General features: G+C 59.1%; 12 protein-coding genes. 5 read left to right on the top strand and 7 right to left on the bottom strand.

Annotated features, from left to right (window positions below; all coding sequences use genetic code 11):
• The first annotated feature begins 178 nt into the window (after positions 1-178).
• Positions 179-1,012 carry an oxidoreductase gene (locus tag ACL2XQ_RS07950; protein ID WP_413740221.1) on the top strand — a complete coding sequence of 278 codons (834 nt, stop codon included), beginning with the start codon at positions 179-181 and terminating at the stop codon, positions 1,010-1,012.
• 24 nt (positions 1,013-1,036) lie between these two features.
• Here ACL2XQ_RS07950 and mltB read toward each other — a convergent pair whose 3' ends face one another.
• Positions 1,037-2,143, bottom strand: a complete 1,107-nt coding sequence (mltB, locus tag ACL2XQ_RS07945) for a lytic murein transglycosylase B (protein ID WP_413722493.1) — start codon at positions 2,141-2,143, stop codon at positions 1,037-1,039.
• A 211-nt stretch (positions 2,144-2,354) separates the two neighbouring features.
• On the opposite strand from mltB, the gene ACL2XQ_RS07940 reads away from it, so the two are divergent.
• Together ACL2XQ_RS07940 and ACL2XQ_RS07935 are read left to right on the top strand one after the other, a co-directional pair.
• The gene (locus tag ACL2XQ_RS07940) at positions 2,355-3,818 is read left to right on the top strand and encodes an AMP nucleosidase (protein ID WP_410015646.1); all 1,464 of its coding nucleotides are present in this window, start codon (positions 2,355-2,357) and stop codon (positions 3,816-3,818) included.
• A gap of 186 nt (positions 3,819-4,004) precedes the next feature.
• The gene (locus ACL2XQ_RS07935; protein ID WP_410015647.1) at positions 4,005-4,496 is read left to right on the top strand and encodes a DUF1456 family protein; all 492 of its coding nucleotides are present in this window, start codon (positions 4,005-4,007) and stop codon (positions 4,494-4,496) included.
• 60 nt (positions 4,497-4,556) lie between these two features.
• On the opposite strand, the gene ACL2XQ_RS07930 is transcribed toward ACL2XQ_RS07935, so the two are convergent.
• Together ACL2XQ_RS07930 and rpiB are read right to left on the bottom strand one after the other, a co-directional pair.
• A complete protein-coding gene (locus ACL2XQ_RS07930; RefSeq protein WP_413723421.1) occupies positions 4,557-6,353 on the bottom strand; it encodes a thiamine pyrophosphate-requiring protein in 1,797 nt (598 codons plus the stop codon).
• A gap of 83 nt (positions 6,354-6,436) precedes the next feature.
• Positions 6,437-6,910 (bottom strand): ribose 5-phosphate isomerase B, encoded by a 474-nt coding sequence (gene rpiB, locus ACL2XQ_RS07925; RefSeq protein ID WP_410015648.1) that lies wholly within the window; start codon positions 6,908-6,910, stop codon positions 6,437-6,439.
• Positions 6,911-7,247: 337 nt separating this feature from the next.
• On the opposite strand from rpiB, the gene ACL2XQ_RS07920 reads away from it, so the two are divergent.
• Positions 7,248-8,348: an NAD(P)/FAD-dependent oxidoreductase gene (locus tag ACL2XQ_RS07920; RefSeq protein WP_413722492.1), complete on the top strand. Its 1,101-nt coding sequence runs from the start codon at positions 7,248-7,250 to the stop codon at positions 8,346-8,348.
• A gap of 310 nt (positions 8,349-8,658) precedes the next feature.
• Positions 8,659-9,675 (top strand): 3-dehydro-L-gulonate 2-dehydrogenase, encoded by a 1,017-nt coding sequence (gene yiaK / locus ACL2XQ_RS07915; protein ID WP_410015650.1) that lies wholly within the window; start codon positions 8,659-8,661, stop codon positions 9,673-9,675.
• 117 nt (positions 9,676-9,792) lie between these two features.
• Here yiaK and ACL2XQ_RS07910 read toward each other — a convergent pair whose 3' ends face one another.
• The 4 genes from ACL2XQ_RS07910 to hcr form a co-directional block, all read right to left on the bottom strand.
• Positions 9,793-10,329, bottom strand: coding sequence for a macro domain-containing protein (locus ACL2XQ_RS07910; protein WP_410015651.1), 537 nt, complete (start codon positions 10,327-10,329; stop codon positions 9,793-9,795).
• Positions 10,330-10,473: 144 nt separating this feature from the next.
• Entirely contained in the window at positions 10,474-11,340 is an 867-nt protein-coding gene (locus tag ACL2XQ_RS07905) for a carbohydrate kinase family protein (protein ID WP_410015652.1), read from the bottom strand.
• A 768-nt stretch (positions 11,341-12,108) separates the two neighbouring features.
• Entirely contained in the window at positions 12,109-13,317 is a 1,209-nt protein-coding gene (locus tag ACL2XQ_RS07900; protein ID WP_413740493.1) for an IS256 family transposase, read from the bottom strand.
• Between the two features lie 1,054 nt (positions 13,318-14,371).
• Positions 14,372-15,361, bottom strand: a complete 990-nt coding sequence (hcr, locus tag ACL2XQ_RS07895) for an NADH oxidoreductase (protein ID WP_410015653.1) — start codon at positions 15,359-15,361, stop codon at positions 14,372-14,374.
• Position 15,362 lies beyond the last annotated feature (1 nt).

The raw sequence follows: 15,362 nt of genomic DNA, 5'->3' as shown, positions 1-15,362 counted from the left end.
TGAGAAAATAGCATATTTATAGTTTCAGGCAACATATGCCGACTAAAGGGCATCTCCATTCGCTGCCAATCCTATTACTATGCAAATCACCGGCGGCGCCGGTTAAGACCTCTCCCGGTTCGGGACGATGATCCTTGCCGCGCCGGCCGGATTGAATATCCAATCAGGGGAGCAGGCTATGAGTGATGTAAAAACAATTTTTATTACCGGCGTCAGCAGCGGCTTCGGTCATGCCTTGGCCGGGCGGGCCATGGCGGCGGGTCATCGCGTCGTCGGGACCGTGCGCGGTGACGCGGCCAGGCGGGAATTTATCGCGCGGGATCCGGCGCATGCCGTGGGCCGCATCCTGGATGTCACGGATGTTGCCGCGGTTAACCGCGTGGTGGATGACATTGAATCCGCCGTCGGCCCCATCGACGTGCTGGTCAACAACGCGGGTTACGGCCATGAAGGCATCCTGGAGGAATCGCCGCTGGAGGAAATGCGCCGCCAGTTCGACGTAAACGTGTTCGGCGCCGTCGCCATGATCAAGGCGGTGCTGCCGTATATGCGTAAACGGCGCGCCGGGCACCTTATCAATATCACCTCCATGGGCGGTTTTATCACCATGCCGGGCATTGCCTACTATTGCGGCAGCAAGTTTGCGCTGGAAGGGATTTCAGAGACGCTCGGCAAAGAACTGGCGCCGTTTTCCATCGCGGTCACCGCCGTGGCGCCCGGTTCGTTCCGTACCGATTGGGCCGGCCGCTCCATGGTGCGTTCGCCCAGGAGCATTGCCGATTACGATGGGCTGTTCGATCCCATGCGCAAGGCGCGGGAAGAGAAAAGCGAGCGCCAGTTGGGGGACCCGCTGAAAGCGGCCGATGCCATCCTGGCGCTGATCGCCAGCGCCAGGCCGCCGGCGCATCTGCTGCTGGGCAGCGACGCGCTGGCCCTGGTGCGCGCCAAGCTTAAGGATTATGCGGCGCAGATCGACGACTGGGAAAACGTGACGCGGTCGACGGACGGCTAGCGCATCCCCTGGCCAACGCGGTGGTTATCTGGACGACAGGGTGACCAGAGGGCCCGCGCCGCCCTGGCGCGCCCGCCCGACCGCCTCGCCCAGTTGCCATACCGCCATGGCGTAATGGGTGCTGTGGTTGTAGCGGGTAATGGTGTAAAAATTGGGCAGTCCATACCAGTATTGATATTGGGTACCGAAATCCAGGCGCAGCAGGCTGGCTTCCTGATAACCGCCGAGGGATCCCTGCGGGCTCAGGCCGGTGGCCGCCAGGGTGGCTACCGGATAACGGGTCTGGAAACCCTGGTCGAGGAACGGCGCCTGGCCGCTGGCGGGCACCGCCACCGCGCCGCCCTCGACCCAGCCGTGGGCCTTGAAATAGTTGGCGACGCTGCCGATGGCGTCCACGGGATCCCACAGGTTGATATGGCCGTCGCCGTCAAAATCAACCGCATAGCTTTTAAACGACGAGGGCATAAACTGCCCGTAGCCCATGGCGCCCGCATAGGACCCGCGCAGCGCCAGCGGGTCGTCCCCTTCGCTGCGGGACATCAGCAGAAACGTTTCCAGCTCGGAGGCAAAATAATCGGCGCGGCGCGGATAGGCAAAGGCCAGGGTGGCCAGGGCGTCGATAATGCGCGTCTTGCCCATGACCCGGCCCCAGCGGGTCTCCACGCCGATGATGCCGACGATAATTTCCGGCGGCACGCCGTAGACCTGGCGGGCACGCTCCAGGGCATCGCTATACTGGTTCCAGAACGCCACGCCGTTTTGCACATTGTCGGGGGTAATGAACTTACTGCGGTAGCGCAGCCAGGCGCCGTTCGGGCCCGACGGCGGCAGGCCGACCGGCGCCTGGCGATCCATCAGCCGCAGCACCCAGTCAAGGCGCTGGGTCTGAGCCAGGACATCATGCAACTGCTGGCGATCGAAGCCGTGCTCGCGCACCATTTTATCGATAAAAGCCTCGGTGGCCGGGTTAGACGCAAAATCCCCGGCCAGGAGCGGGCCGGTATGCTCCGGCCGCAGCAGGAATCCGCCTTGGGCGGGGCTGCCGATAGGAAGATTTTCCGCCGGCTTCGGCTTGCTGCTACAGGCGGAAAGTAAAGCGAGCAGGGGAAGCAGTGTCGCCAGGTAACGCATCGGAGATCCATAAACCACGCTAATTAAGTTGGTGTCTATGGTAAGCCATTGCCTGGCGCGAACAAACAGAAAAATAATCCCGGGCGTATGAAAGGGGCAAATGCGTTTTCCGTTACGTTTTTCTTCCTGCCGCGACGGTCTGCAATAATGCCATGCGATGCTATGATGGACAATATTGCTCCCGAGCGGGCATTTGGAAACTAAAGGAGTCATGGTGAACAATAACGATGCAGGAAAAAACCTCACTGCCTCCCAGGCGCTTGATAAACTCGATGAATTGTATGACGGCGCGGTGACGGCGCTGCGCGAGGCCATCAAGGCCTATATCGCCCAGGGCCGATTGCCCGACGCCCAGGCGCGCGCCGGGGGGGCGTTCAGCTATCCCGAACTGCGCGTCACCTGGGACGGCGTGACGCCCGGCAATCCTAAGGCCCGGGCCTTCGGCCGCTTTACCCATCCCGGCTGCTACAGCACCACCATTACCCGTCCCGCGCTGTTTCGTCGCTATCTGGCGGAGCAACTGGCGCTGCTGGCGGGGGAATATGCCGCCACCATCGATGTGGTGCCGTCGCGGCTGGAAATTCCCTTTCCGTATGTTATCGACGGATCGGACCTGGCCCTGGACCGCTCGATGAGCGCCGGAATAGCGCAGCATTTCCCCACCACCGAGCTGGCGCAAATCGGCGATGAAACCGCCGATGGGCTGTTCACCTCCGGCAATGTCTATCCGCTGTCCCACTTCGACGCGCTGCGCACCGATTTTTCCCTGGCGCGCCTGCGGCACTATACCGGCACGCCGGTGGAGCATTTCCAGCCCTTTGTGCTGTTTACCAATTACACGCGTTATGTCGATGAGTTCGTGCGCTGGGGCTGCAGCCAGATTGCCGATCCGGACAGCCCCTACGAGGCGCTGTCCTGCGCCGGCGGCACCTTTGTCACCGCCGATACGGCCAACCCCGAGCAGGCGGTATCGGACCTGGCCTGGAAAAACCATCAAATGCCGGCGTATCATCTGATCTCGCGCCAGGGCCGGGGGATTACGCTTGTCAATATCGGCGTCGGCCCGTCCAACGCCAAAACCATCTGCGATCACCTGGCGGTGCTACGCCCGCATGCCTGGCTGATGATCGGCCACTGCGGCGGCCTGCGCGAAAGCCAGACCATCGGCGATTACGTCTTGGCCCACGCGTACCTGCGCGACGATCATGTGCTGGACGCGGTGCTGCCCCCCGATATTCCCATCCCCAGCATCGCCGAAGTGCAGCGCGCGCTCTACGACGCCACCAAGATGGTCAGCGGCATGCCGGGCGAAGAAGTGAAGCAGCGTTTGCGCACCGGCACGGTGGTGACTACCGATGACCGCAACTGGGAACTGCGCTATTCCGCCTCGGCGCTGCGCTTTAATCTCAGCCGGGCGGTCGCGGTGGATATGGAAAGCGCCACCATCGCCGCCCAGGGCTATCGCTTCCGGGTGCCCTACGGCACCTTACTGTGCGTGTCCGACAAACCCCTGCACGGCGAAATCAAGCTGCCGGGGCAGGCGAACCGCTTCTATGAGGGCGCCATATCCGAGCATCTGCAAATCGGCATTTGCGCCATCGAACAGCTGCGCGCCGAGGGCGATCGCCTGCACTCACGCAAGCTGCGCACCTTCAACGAACCGCCGTTTCGCTAGTAGTGACGGTGTAACAATCACCCCGCCGGGCGCCCCGCCTAGCCCGCCGCTTAAGTGACATTGTCACACACGCCGCGGTGGGCACTTTTCCGGCGTCCGGCATGCCGGACGCAACAATTTCGCGTTCGCCGGCGGATACCTTTATACTGCCGGCCATACACCTTGGAGCGCGGGAAAAATCCGGTAATGATGAACAACGATGTGCTGCGCAGCGTGCGCTATATGCTGAACCTGCATAATGACCACTTATTGGCCATTCTGGCCCTGGCGGACACAGTGATTACGCCGCAGGAAATCGCGGCGTTTGTGAAAAAAGAAGACGAACCGGGCTACCTGCCCTGTCCGGATGTGGTGATGGGGTATTTTCTCCATGGCCTGATTATCCATAAACGCGGCAAGGACGACAGCCGGCCGGCGCCGAAAATTGAACGTAAAATCAATAATAATATTATCCTGAAAAAGCTGCGCGTCGCCTTTGCGCTGAAGACCGACGATATCCGGGATATCCTGCAGTCACAGGATTTCAAGGTTTCCCAACCGGAGCTGACCGCCATGCTGCGCGCGCCGGATCATAAAAATTTCCGTTTGTGCGGCGACCAGTTCCTGCGCTATTTCCTAAAAGGACTGGCCGCCCGGCTGCGTAAAAGCGGAGCGGCCGCGCCGGGCGCCGGCACCTAGCGGCAACGCTGCCTGCCGGACCCTTGACGGCGGCGTTGCCGCAGCGCCGCGCCACCGGCGCTAGGCTTTTTTACCCGGCAGGATGCCGTCGAAGATTTGATGCGCCGTATCGGCAATCACCTGCCCCGCGCCGCGATCGCCCTTTGCCAGCGAGGACATAAAGGCCTTGGCCTGCTGCCAGGTGATATGCGGCGGCAGCGGCGCCACCTCGGGGTCGGTTTTCACTTCCAGCACCACCGGCCGGTCGGCGGCCAGTGCCGCCGCCCAGGCCGGCGCCAGGGCGTCGGGATCGTCGACATACAGGCCTTTCAGTCCCAGCGACTCGGCGAACTGCGCATAACCGACGTTGGGCACCGACTGCGTGGCCGGATAGCGTGGATTGCCCTCCATCACCCGTTGTTCCCAGGTCACCTGGTTTAAATCCTCATTATTGAAGACGCAAATCACCAGCCGGGGATCCTGCCAGCCCTGCCAATATTTCTGGATGGTAATCAGCTCGGCCATATTGTTCATCTGCATCGCGCCATCCCCGATCAGGGCCACCACCGGTCGCGCCGGATGGGCGAATTTCGCCGCGATGGCATAAGGCACCGCGGCGCCCATGCAGGCAAGGCCCCCGGACAGCGAGGAGCGCTGTCCCTGCTTGACCCGATAATCGCGGGCATACCAGTTGGCGCAGGAGCCCGAGTCGGAGGTGACGATGGCGTTATCGGGTAATAAAGGCGACATTTCCCACACCACGCGCTGGGGATTGACGGGGTTAGCCTTGGCCATGGCGCGTTCTTCCAGGGTCTGCCACCATTGTTTGATATTACGGGCAATATCTTCCTGCCAGCCGCGATCCGCTTTGTGCGTCAATAGCGGCAGCAGGGCGTGCAACGTTTCCACCGCATCGCCGTGCAGGTTTACCTCCACGGGATAACGCAGCCCAAGCATGGACGGGTCGATATCAATTTGCACCGCGCGCGCCTGGCCGTCACCGGGCAGGAACTCCGCCCAGGGGAAACCGGTGCCTATCATCAGCAGCGTATCGCACTGCTGCATCATATCCCATGACGGTTTGGTGCCAAGCAGCCCAATCGCGCCGGTGACGAAGGGCGCATCGTCCGGCAGCACGTCCTTGCCGAGCAGGGCTTTCGCCACCCCGGCGCCCAGAAGATTAGCGGCCTGTACCACCTCCACGGCGGCGGCGCGCGCGCCGGCGCCAATCAGGATCGCCACTTTTTTGCCCGCGTTCAGCACGTCGGCCGCGCGCTGTAAATCAGCCGGATAAGGCACGACGCGCGGGCGCTGGTAGCCGGGGCCGGAACGGGTAAAACCGTGCGCCTGCCGCGGCTCCTGCCAGGGTTCGTCCTGTACGTCTTTCGGTAAAATCAGCACCGTAACACCGTTCTGGGCCACGGCGATGCGCACGCCGCGATCGACCAGGTGGCGCAGTTGAGCGGAGGTAGCGGCTTCCTGCACAAAATTGCCCACATCGGCAAAAACACGATCGAGGTTCAGCTCCTGCTGATAATTTGCACCCCGGGCGGTGGCTTCCGCCTGGCCGGAAATGGCCAGCACCGGCATATGATCCATTTTGGCGTCGTACAGCCCGGTAAGCAGATGGGTGGCGCCGGGGCCGCCGGTGGACAGGCAGACGCCAAGCTCCCCGGTAAACTTGGCATGGGCGCAGGCCATAAAGGCGGCCATCTCCTCATGGCGCACCTGGATAAATTCGATGCCCCGGCCGTTTTTCCCGGCGCGCTGCAATGCGCCGAGCACACCGTTGATACCGTCGCCAGGGTAGCCATAAATACGCGTCACGCCCCATGCCTGCAGGCGTTCGACAAAAAAATCGCTGGTTAACTGGGTCATCATAATCCTCGCGTTCAGAATGTGCCGCTGAACTGTTAAGGATAGACGACCCTGCCGTGAGTGATTAAGCGCCGCTGTTTTTCCTAACCGTCGTGGCGGTCATTTTTATCCAGCGATGCGCCCCGCTCCAGGCTCTTAATCAAATCAATCCGCCGTTGATGGCGCCCGCCCTCAAATTCCGCCGCCAGCCATTGCCCGACGATCATCTTCGCCAGCTCGCTGCCAACGACACGCGAGCCGAAAGCCAGGATATTGGTATTGTTATGTTCACGCGACAGTTTGGCGGAATACGGTTCGCTGCATGCCACCGCGCGGATGCCGTCGATTTTATTCGCCGCGATGGAAATGCCGATGCCCGTGCCGCAGATCAGGATGCCCAGGTCCGCCTCGTTTGACAGCACGGCGCCGGCGACCCGTTCGGCATATAAGGGGTAATCGGTGCGATCGGAGGAATGCGTTCCTTTATCAATCACTTCAATCGATGCCGATTGCAGGAATTCAATGATATCCGGCTTGAGAATCAGCCCGACGTGATCACAGCCAATCGCTATTTTCATTTTTCGCCTCTGGGTTAAAACGATGTTCGCGGCCGCGCTGCGCTGGAGGAAGGCACAGCCGGAAAACTTTACAAAAATTGTAATTTATGTGATATTTTTATTTTGTGAGAACAGTCAAATAAGCAATATAATTATTATATTCATATAAATCAGCCATTTTAAAAAACTCCCTTGGCGATACCGTTATCATTCTTTTCAAAATAAACTATTCCGTGAATTTAACCCGTCATTTTTCCCAGCGTTGCCTCCGGGATAAGTTTAGGTTATTACCGGCGCGCGGTTTTTTACGGCTATGGTTAAGGGGAATGCATAGTGGCTCATCCAGAGGGAGGTAAGAATGAAAATAGCCGTTATCGGTGGCGGAGTGATCGGGATGTCATGCGCGCTGCACCTGGCGCGCGCCGGGATGCAGGTCAGCTTATTGACGGAAAAAAAGCTGGCTTCCGGCGCTTCGGGCCGTTCACTTTCCTGGTTAAACGCCGCGGGCCCCTGGCCTGACCATTATTACCGGCTCAGGATGGCGGGCATCGATCGCTACCGCACCCTGTACCGCAGCAATCCCGCGGTAGACTGGCTAAAATTCGATGGCGGGATATTCTGGTCTGATGAAGATGAAGTGCTGGCATGGCATGCGATTGAGCAACGGCGCGGCTATGATTCCGTGCTTATTCAGGCTGATGATCTTAACCGGCTCGATGCCGCCATCGTCCCCGGCGCGGTCAAAACCCATGGCATTTATAATGCCGGGGAAGGCTGGGTCAGCCTGCCCGATCTGATTGCCCATATGGCGGCGGAATTTAGCGAACGTGGTGGCGCCATTATCGAAGATGCGGGCAAAACCGTGCCGCTGATCGATGCGCGGGGGGTGGCAAACGGCGTCACCTCAGCGCGCAAAGGCGACTATGCGTGCGACAAAGTCTTGCTGGCCTGCGGCCCCTCCACCGTCCAGGTGTTGGCCGGTATGGGCATCTCTCTGCCGGATGGGTCGGTGTTATCGATGCTTGCCATTACCCAGCCTGCGGACAGTCGCCCCGCCGTGGTGCTGAATACCCCCAGGGTGGCCATGCGGCCCAATCCCGGCAATACGCTGGCGGTGGAACACGGCTGGTGTACCGATGATATCAAAGAAGATGAGCATGGGGTTTGCACCGTGCCGGACGATGTCCTGCAACAGCTGTTAGCCGAGGGTGATCACGTGCTGAATACCGGTTCACCGCTTAAGCTTGCCGGTTATAAAGCCGGCTGGAAACCTGTTCCCGCCGATGGTTTCCCGGTACTCGGCGAGCTTGAGCAAGCCCCGGGGTGCTATGTCGCCTTTACCCATTCAGGCGCCACGCTGGCATTGATTATCGGCGAACTGCTCGGCCGGGAAATCGCCACCGGTGAATTGCACCCCATGCTGGCGCCGTTCCGGCCCGGCAGATTCCAGTCCCCGTAGCCCTTGCTGGCCCTCACGCTGAGCTGAAATGATAAAGCAGGCCGCCATATTTGTCGCTTATCGACAGCGCCGGCGCTTGCTGCCTGATGGGCCGTCCTGTTGTTTTCGCTACAGACGTTATGAGAAATAAGGCTATCAATCCCCGGTAGGGTCACGTCTGCAATCCATGCAATAGACGATTAATTTTGTGATGCCATGCTGATTTTTACTTTCACATACTTGTATGGTAGTACCGGCGCACGTAATTTGAGCTTTACGGGCAGCCCTCAGGCATGCCTTGGAAACCGATTCGTTGTTAACAGGAGATGCTATGCCACTGGTGACATTTGACGAAATGAAACACACCGTTAAACAGGCGTTCCTGAATGCCGGTTTAAATGAAGTACAGGCGGATACCTGCGCTCAGGTTCATACGCAAGCCAGCTGTGACGGTATTTTTTCGCATGGCCTTAACCGCGTCGCGCGTTTTATCGATTATGTCAACAAGGGGTGGGTTGATATCCACGCCGCGCCTGAAAAAGTCAAATCCCTCGGCAGTATCGAAATTTACGACGGACAGCGCGGTATCGGCATCACCAACGCCCTGTTTGCAGTTGAACGAGCGATGGCGCTGGCCGCCGAGCATGGCGCCGGCATTGTGGGCCTACGCAACACGACGCACTGGATGCGCGGCGGCACCTATGGCTGGAAAGCCGCTGAGAATGGGTATGCGGCAATGTGCTGGACCAATACCGAATCCTGCATGCCCGCGTGGGGGGCGAAAAAACCACGTCTCGGCAATAATCCCTTCGTCATGGCGGTGCCGATGAAAGAAGGCGCCCTGGTCCTTGATATGGCGATGTCGCAGTATTCCTATGGCAAGCTGCAGGTGACGCGCCTGAAAGGGGAAAAACTGCCTTTTCCGGGGGGATTTGATAAAGACGGCAATCTCACCGATGAACCGGGGCCGGTGGAAGAGTCAATGCGTATTCTGCCCACCGGTTACTGGAAAGGCTCCGGTATGGCGGTGCTGCTGGACACAATGGCGGCTTTCCTGACGGCGGGCGCGCCAACGAATGAGATCGATAACATTCAGCAAGGGAGTTGCACCGGCGCGAGCCAGGTCTTTATGGTATTCGATCCCACCCATTTCGGCGGCAAAGAATTCAGCGAAAATATGGCTGCAAGCGTCGCCCAGTACGTCAAGACGTCGGAACCGGCGGAAAATCAGCGTGAGGTGTTCTTTCCAGGGGAAACGTCGATGAAAAACCGGGCGTATTTCACCGCCAACGGCATCCCCGCGGATGACAGCGTATGGGCTGAGGTGCAGCAACTGGCGCAACGGTAACCGTCATGATGACGGGTCATATTACGCCTTAAAAAATCCGGCGTTGCGCTACCGTCCGCGGTCGACGAGAGGCTGGACATGAGCAGCGCCAAGGACAACCAGCCGCTTATAAAATGATTAATTATCAGTATATTTATTTTTTAGTAAATCACTGTAGAGGGTGAAATTTTCCGGGTCAAAACACACGAGATGAATAGCTTCGATCACCGGATAAGTATCTAACCAGGCGGCGATAGCCTCTAACGAAATCTCAGCGGCTAACCGCTTGGGGAAGTGATAGACGCCGGTGCTGATATTGGGGAATGAAACGGTTTTGATCGGGTATTGTTCGATAAGTGCAAAACAGCTCAGGTAGGTATGTTTCAATAATTCCGCTTCCTGGTGTTTACCATCGCTCCAGTGCGGGCCAACCGCGTGGATCACATACGTTGCCGGCAGATTACCCGCGCCGGTAATCACGGCGCAGCCGGTCTTACAACCGCCCTGCCGGTTTCTGATGTCGCGGCATTCGTCCAGGATCGCGGGCCCGCCGGCGCGGTGTATGGCGCCATCCACGCCGCCACCGCCGAGCAGGGAAGAATTGGCGGCGTTAACAATGGCGTCCGCGGGGATTGTGGTGATATCGCCTTGCAACAGGTGAATTTTATTTATCATGGTTGGATCCTTACAATAGCGCCGGCGGCTTATTTCGCCCAAGCCAATAGCCTGCACGCCCTTAACTACGCTGCTATTTTAACTGATTCCAACGGGATCTCGGCTTTTCATGCGCATAACCGCCATAACACTGCGGCGCGCGCCCTACCCGCCGGAATGGGCGGGCATCGTCGGCATGGCGCCCGGTCTGGTGCAGACATATGCCGCCACTGTGTTGGCCGCCTGGTTAATGTCCGCCAGCGGCGCGCCGCGCAGCGCCATGACGGCGGCAACGGCGGTAAAGGCATCGCCGGCGCCGACCGTGTCCACCGGCGTGACTTTCAGGCCGGGATGACGGTGGCTGTCATCGCCGCGCAGCAGCAGGCTGCCCTTATCGCCGCGGGTATATATCAGCATCTCGAGCTGTTCATGGCGCCGCAAATGCTGATAGAACCCCTCGGGGTCGCGCGGCAGGCCGAACAGGGCGGCAATGACCGGCAGTTCCTCGTCATTAAGCTTTAGCAGGTGGGCGTGACGCAGGCAAAAACCGAGGGTGGGCGGCTGGTAATGGCCGGCGCGCAGGTTGATGTCCACCAGGATTTTCGCCTGCGGCGACAGCAGACCCAGCAACTGGCGCAGCAGCCGCTGGTTGGGGCCGTAGCGCTGCACCAGGCTGCCGAAATACAATACATCCGCGGTGCGCAGATGGTTGAAGAGCGTGACGTCCGATTGGATATCGTCCCAGGCCACCGGGCCGATAATGTCGTAGTGCGGCACGCCGCGCCTGTCCAGCGTCACCTCCACCGTGCCGGTGGGATAACGGGCGCTGCGCTGTATATGGCCGGGAACGCCGCGCGCCGCCAGTTCGCTCACCAGCGCATCGCCCGCCTTGTCCCGCCCCACGGCGGAAATCAGCCGGGCGTCGGCGCCTGCCTGTGTGGCGTGATAGACAAAGTTTCCCGCGGCGCCGCCGATTTCGCGGCCGCCGGGAAAACAATCCCACAGCAATTCTCCCAGGGCGATTATTTTCATGTTCTGTTCCGTTGCGGTTGTCAATCCATAGCGAATTTTCACCTAAGCATAGCCGCTGAAGCCGGTCGGTTAGGCGATGTGCCTCGCAAACTGATAACTTTCCGCAACATGATGGCAACAAAACCGTTTACGATCGCCGGCGCGCCCCTGCCCATCCGGGCCGGTAATTTTAACCATCATGGCGCGATGCCATGCCGTAAAGGGGAATGGTGGTTCCGGGGGCGGGCGACATTGCCGCGGCGGGGGTGTCGTTTGCGGTTTGCGGGGAGGCTTATGTTGCCTCGGGGAAGGTTTCGCTTGCTGTGCGTGAGGGTGCCATGCGTTAGGATGCTCCAGGGCATATGTCGCCTCGGCGAAGGTTTCGCTTGCCGTGCGTGAGGTGTTCATATGTATTGCCGGGCGCCGGCAAGCGACAATGAGGCCGTACCGCGACGGCCTCCTTGACCTCCGCGCGCCCGGCAGGTCGCGCGTCGCTGCGCGATGCCTTCCGCCGCCAATGCCCCCGTAATGCACCGGCCCGGTTAGCGCTCCCGGCGCAACCGGGCCTTTCGCCGCTCCCGGCGGCTCATGCCGGGGGCACAGGCGCCGTCAGCGCGCTTTATGCCGGGACATAGGTCGCGGTCAGCGATGTGATGTATAGGGCATCGGCGCCGCTGTGGGCTAAGTGAAAGGCGAAGGTGTAGTAGACAAAGAAGCGAAAGGCACAGCGACAGGCAAGTCATACATACCATTTTACGAGCCTGTTTAGGAATCTGTGTAAACGCCTTTTTATAAATGACCACTTAAACGATCTCCAAATTCTATACTAAAACGATTCAATGCCATCTTCCACTCCCTCACCGGCATCGACCATTTTTTTGACGCCGCCTGGATGGCCAGCCACACCACTTTTTTTACCGATTCGTCTGACGGGAATACCTTGCGTTTTTTAATAGCGTGTCGGATCACGCTGTTTAGCGACTCGATGGCGTTTGTGGTGTAGATCGCTTTGCGAATGTCTTCCGGATAGGCGAAGAATGTCGCAAGGTTAGTCCAGTTAGCCTGCCAGCTCCGGCTTACTTGCGGATAACGGGAGTTCCATACGCTGGCGAACGTCTCCAGCGCCCGCTGTCCCGCTTCCTCCGTCGGTGCCTGGTACACTGCCTTCAAGTCTCGCATGACGGCCCTGGCGTCTTTCCAGGAGACAAAGCGCAGGCTGTTACGCACCATGTGTACGATACAAAGCTGAATGCAGGTCCTCGGGTAGACCGTATTAATAGCGTCAGGAAAGCCTTTCAGGCCATCGACGCAGGCGATAAAAATATCCTGTAATCCCCGGTTTTTAAGCTCGGTCAACACGTTTAGCCAGAACTTCGCGCCTTCGTTCTCTGCCATCCACATGCCCAGCAGTTCCTTTTGGCCTTCAATGTTAATTCCCAACGCCAGATACACGGATTTATTGATGACGCGACCGTCGTGGCGAACTTTTACCACGATGCAGTCCAGGTAAATGATGGGATAGAGCGTATCGAGTGGGCGATTCTGCCATTCAGTGACCTGCTCCAGAACCGCCTCAGTGACTTTCGATATCAGTGCTGGTGAGACATCCGCATCGTACATTTCCTTAAACATCGCCGATATCTCACGGGTGGTCATGCCTTTGGCATAAAGCGCCAGGATCTGGTCATCCATTCCGGTAATACGGGTCTGATTTTTCTTCACTAGTTGGGGCTCGAAGGTCCCTTCGCGATCACGAGGTGTCCTCAGCTCTAGCGGGCCATCACCTGTGGTAACCGTTTTAGAGGAATAACCGTTACGGGCGTTGGAACCCGATTTGAGCTGATTTTTCTCATAACCCAAATGGTGAGTCAGTTCAGCTTTAAGGGCAGCCTCAACACTTAATTTTTTTAAAAACCGATCAAATTGGCTCAGATCCTCAGGGGTTTTGAGACTTTTAGCCAGCTCAGTTGCGAGAGCCTGTAGCAATTTTTCGTCCATAAATTCACCTAATTCTAATGATGGATTGAACATATCAAAATCAGGCGATTACACAATCTTATGTACAGGCTCCATTTTACATGCCGTCAGCATTCATATGGTAATGCAATGCAGACGGCATTCGCACAGCCAGCAGTCATTAAGTCATTAAGTCATTAAGTCATTAAGTCATTAAGTCATTAAGTCATTAAGTCATTAAGTCATTAAGTCATTAAGTCATTAAGTCATTAAGTCATTGAGTCAGGAAGTCAGGAAGTCGGTATTTCATGCTGCCGGCAATTATAGTCATACCACCCTGTAGACAGGCGTCAGGCATAAACGTGCGGCAGTGAGCTATAGCTAGCAGGCTGCGAGACTTATACCAAATTGGCCAAATTTATAGCGCTGTTTTTCCCGGTGAGTGCATACCGCTAAGTACCTTACACCGCTGTTTTGCTCACAGGCGATGGTGTTGACGTGGTGCCGGCATAGAGTGCGCCGGCGGCGCCCATCGCGGCTGGATGAGCCGCCGGGAGCGGCGAAAGCTAAGGGCCGCGCCGGGAGCGCGTCCCGTGCGGTCCAAAAGCCGGGATGGGTGATGCCGGGAACCGCGCAGCGGCGCACGATCTGCCGGACGCGCGGAGGTCAAGGAGGCCGTCGCGGTACGGCCTCATTGTCGCTTGCCGGCGCCCGGCAATACCTATGAACACCTCACGCACGGCAAGCGAAACCTTCCCCCGAGGCAACATAAGCCGCCCCGCAAGCCGCAAGCGAAACCTTCCCCGAGGCAACATAAGCCTCCCCGCAAACCGCAAGCGAAATCTTCCCCAAGGCGACATATGCCCTGGCGCACCCTAACGCATGGCACCCTCACGCACGGCAAGCGAAACCTTCCCCACGACAATATAAGCCCCACGCAAGCCGCCGGCGCCCCCCGCCAAGTCAGCCGCTTTACATGTAAATGCAGGAGTCAATGCCTGGCCATTTGCCCATGGCACGCTGCCCGCGCCGCAGCCCTAAAACAAAAATAATGGGGCCATGACCGGACAAAACCGTGGCCCGGCAAGACGGTTACTCAGGCAATAACGATATCACCCTGCGGATAACAGCTGCACGCCAGGACATAGCCGGCGGCAATGTCCTGTTCGCTGAGCGTCATGGTGCTGGTGGTACGGTAGTCTCCCTGCGCGATATGGGTTTTGCAGCAGCCGCACACCCCGGCGCGGCAGGCGGCGTTTACCCTAATGCCGTTGGACTCCAGCGCCGCCAGCAGCGACACGCCCACCGGCGCGTCCACCGTTTGCAGGGGGCGGGGATGGGTGATCTTCAGCCGGGCTCCACCGCCCGCGCCGGCGTCGGCAGGCGACGTATGAAACCGCTCCTGCAGGAAGCGGCCTGCGCCCAGCGCCAGCGCGTCCGCCTCCTGCTGCGCCATCCAGGGCGCGGGGCCGCAGGCCATTACCGTGCGTGCGGCGATATCCGGCGCCAGTTCGCGCAGCGCGTCGCGCGCCAGCCGGCCGGGCAGGATATCTCCGGCGGCGCCCTGCTCGGCGAACACCGTCAGCCGCAGCCATTTCCCTAACGCCGTCCAGGTGGACGCGGCGATGATATCCCGCGGCGAACGGACGCAGTAGATAACCCGCACATCCGCTTGCGGGCGATTGGCCGCCAGCCAGCGGCACATGGATAGGATTGGGGTGACGCCACAGCCCGCCGCCAGGAACAGGTAGCGGTTATCGACATGCCGCAGGCAGCTGAAATCGCCCTGCGCCGCCGACAGCCACAGGTTATCGCCGGGCTTGACGTCCTGCGTCAGCCAGCCTGAACCCGCGCCGTCCGCCAGCCGGCGCACGGTCAGGGTGATAAACCGGCTGGCGCCGGGCGCGGAGGACAGCGTATAGGCGCGCACGTCCTCGCTATCGTTGATGGCGACCAGGGCGTACTGCCCCGGCTGGTAGGGATAAAAATCATGGTTTATCAGCGCCAGCGTCCAGACATCGGGCGTTTCCTGGATGATATGATGTACCTGCATGCGGTACGGGCACAGCGATGACGGCGTCGTCATG

This window comes from Sodalis sp. RH14 (genome assembly GCF_047324285.1).
GTDB lineage: Bacteria > Pseudomonadota > Gammaproteobacteria > Enterobacterales > Enterobacteriaceae > Acerihabitans.
The sequence above is the reverse complement of the archived record's forward strand: the minus strand, read 5'-3'. Positions and strand labels throughout refer to the sequence as shown.

Excerpts from the sequence above, each read along its gene's own strand:
- hcr (WP_410015653.1), bottom strand. The coding sequence starts at position 15,361 with ATGACGACGCCGTCATCGCTGTGCCCGTACCGCATGCAGGTACATCAT.
- mltB (WP_413722493.1), bottom strand. The coding sequence starts at position 2,143 with ATGCGTTACCTGGCGACACTGCTTCCCCTGCTCGCTTTACTTTCCGCC.
- ACL2XQ_RS07920 (WP_413722492.1), top strand. The coding sequence starts at position 7,248 with ATGAAAATAGCCGTTATCGGTGGCGGAGTGATCGGGATGTCATGCGCG.
- ACL2XQ_RS07910 (WP_410015651.1), bottom strand. The coding sequence starts at position 10,329 with ATGATAAATAAAATTCACCTGTTGCAAGGCGATATCACCACAATCCCC.
- ACL2XQ_RS07935 (WP_410015647.1), top strand. The coding sequence starts at position 4,005 with ATGATGAACAACGATGTGCTGCGCAGCGTGCGCTATATGCTGAACCTG.
- ACL2XQ_RS07900 (WP_413740493.1), bottom strand. The coding sequence starts at position 13,317 with ATGGACGAAAAATTGCTACAGGCTCTCGCAACTGAGCTGGCTAAAAGT.
- ACL2XQ_RS07930 (WP_413723421.1), bottom strand. The coding sequence starts at position 6,353 with ATGACCCAGTTAACCAGCGATTTTTTTGTCGAACGCCTGCAGGCATGG.
- rpiB (WP_410015648.1), bottom strand. The coding sequence starts at position 6,910 with ATGAAAATAGCGATTGGCTGTGATCACGTCGGGCTGATTCTCAAGCCG.
- ACL2XQ_RS07950 (WP_413740221.1), top strand. The coding sequence starts at position 179 with ATGAGTGATGTAAAAACAATTTTTATTACCGGCGTCAGCAGCGGCTTC.
- yiaK (WP_410015650.1), top strand. The coding sequence starts at position 8,659 with ATGCCACTGGTGACATTTGACGAAATGAAACACACCGTTAAACAGGCG.
- ACL2XQ_RS07940 (WP_410015646.1), top strand. The coding sequence starts at position 2,355 with ATGGTGAACAATAACGATGCAGGAAAAAACCTCACTGCCTCCCAGGCG.
- ACL2XQ_RS07905 (WP_410015652.1), bottom strand. The coding sequence starts at position 11,340 with ATGAAAATAATCGCCCTGGGAGAATTGCTGTGGGATTGTTTTCCCGGC.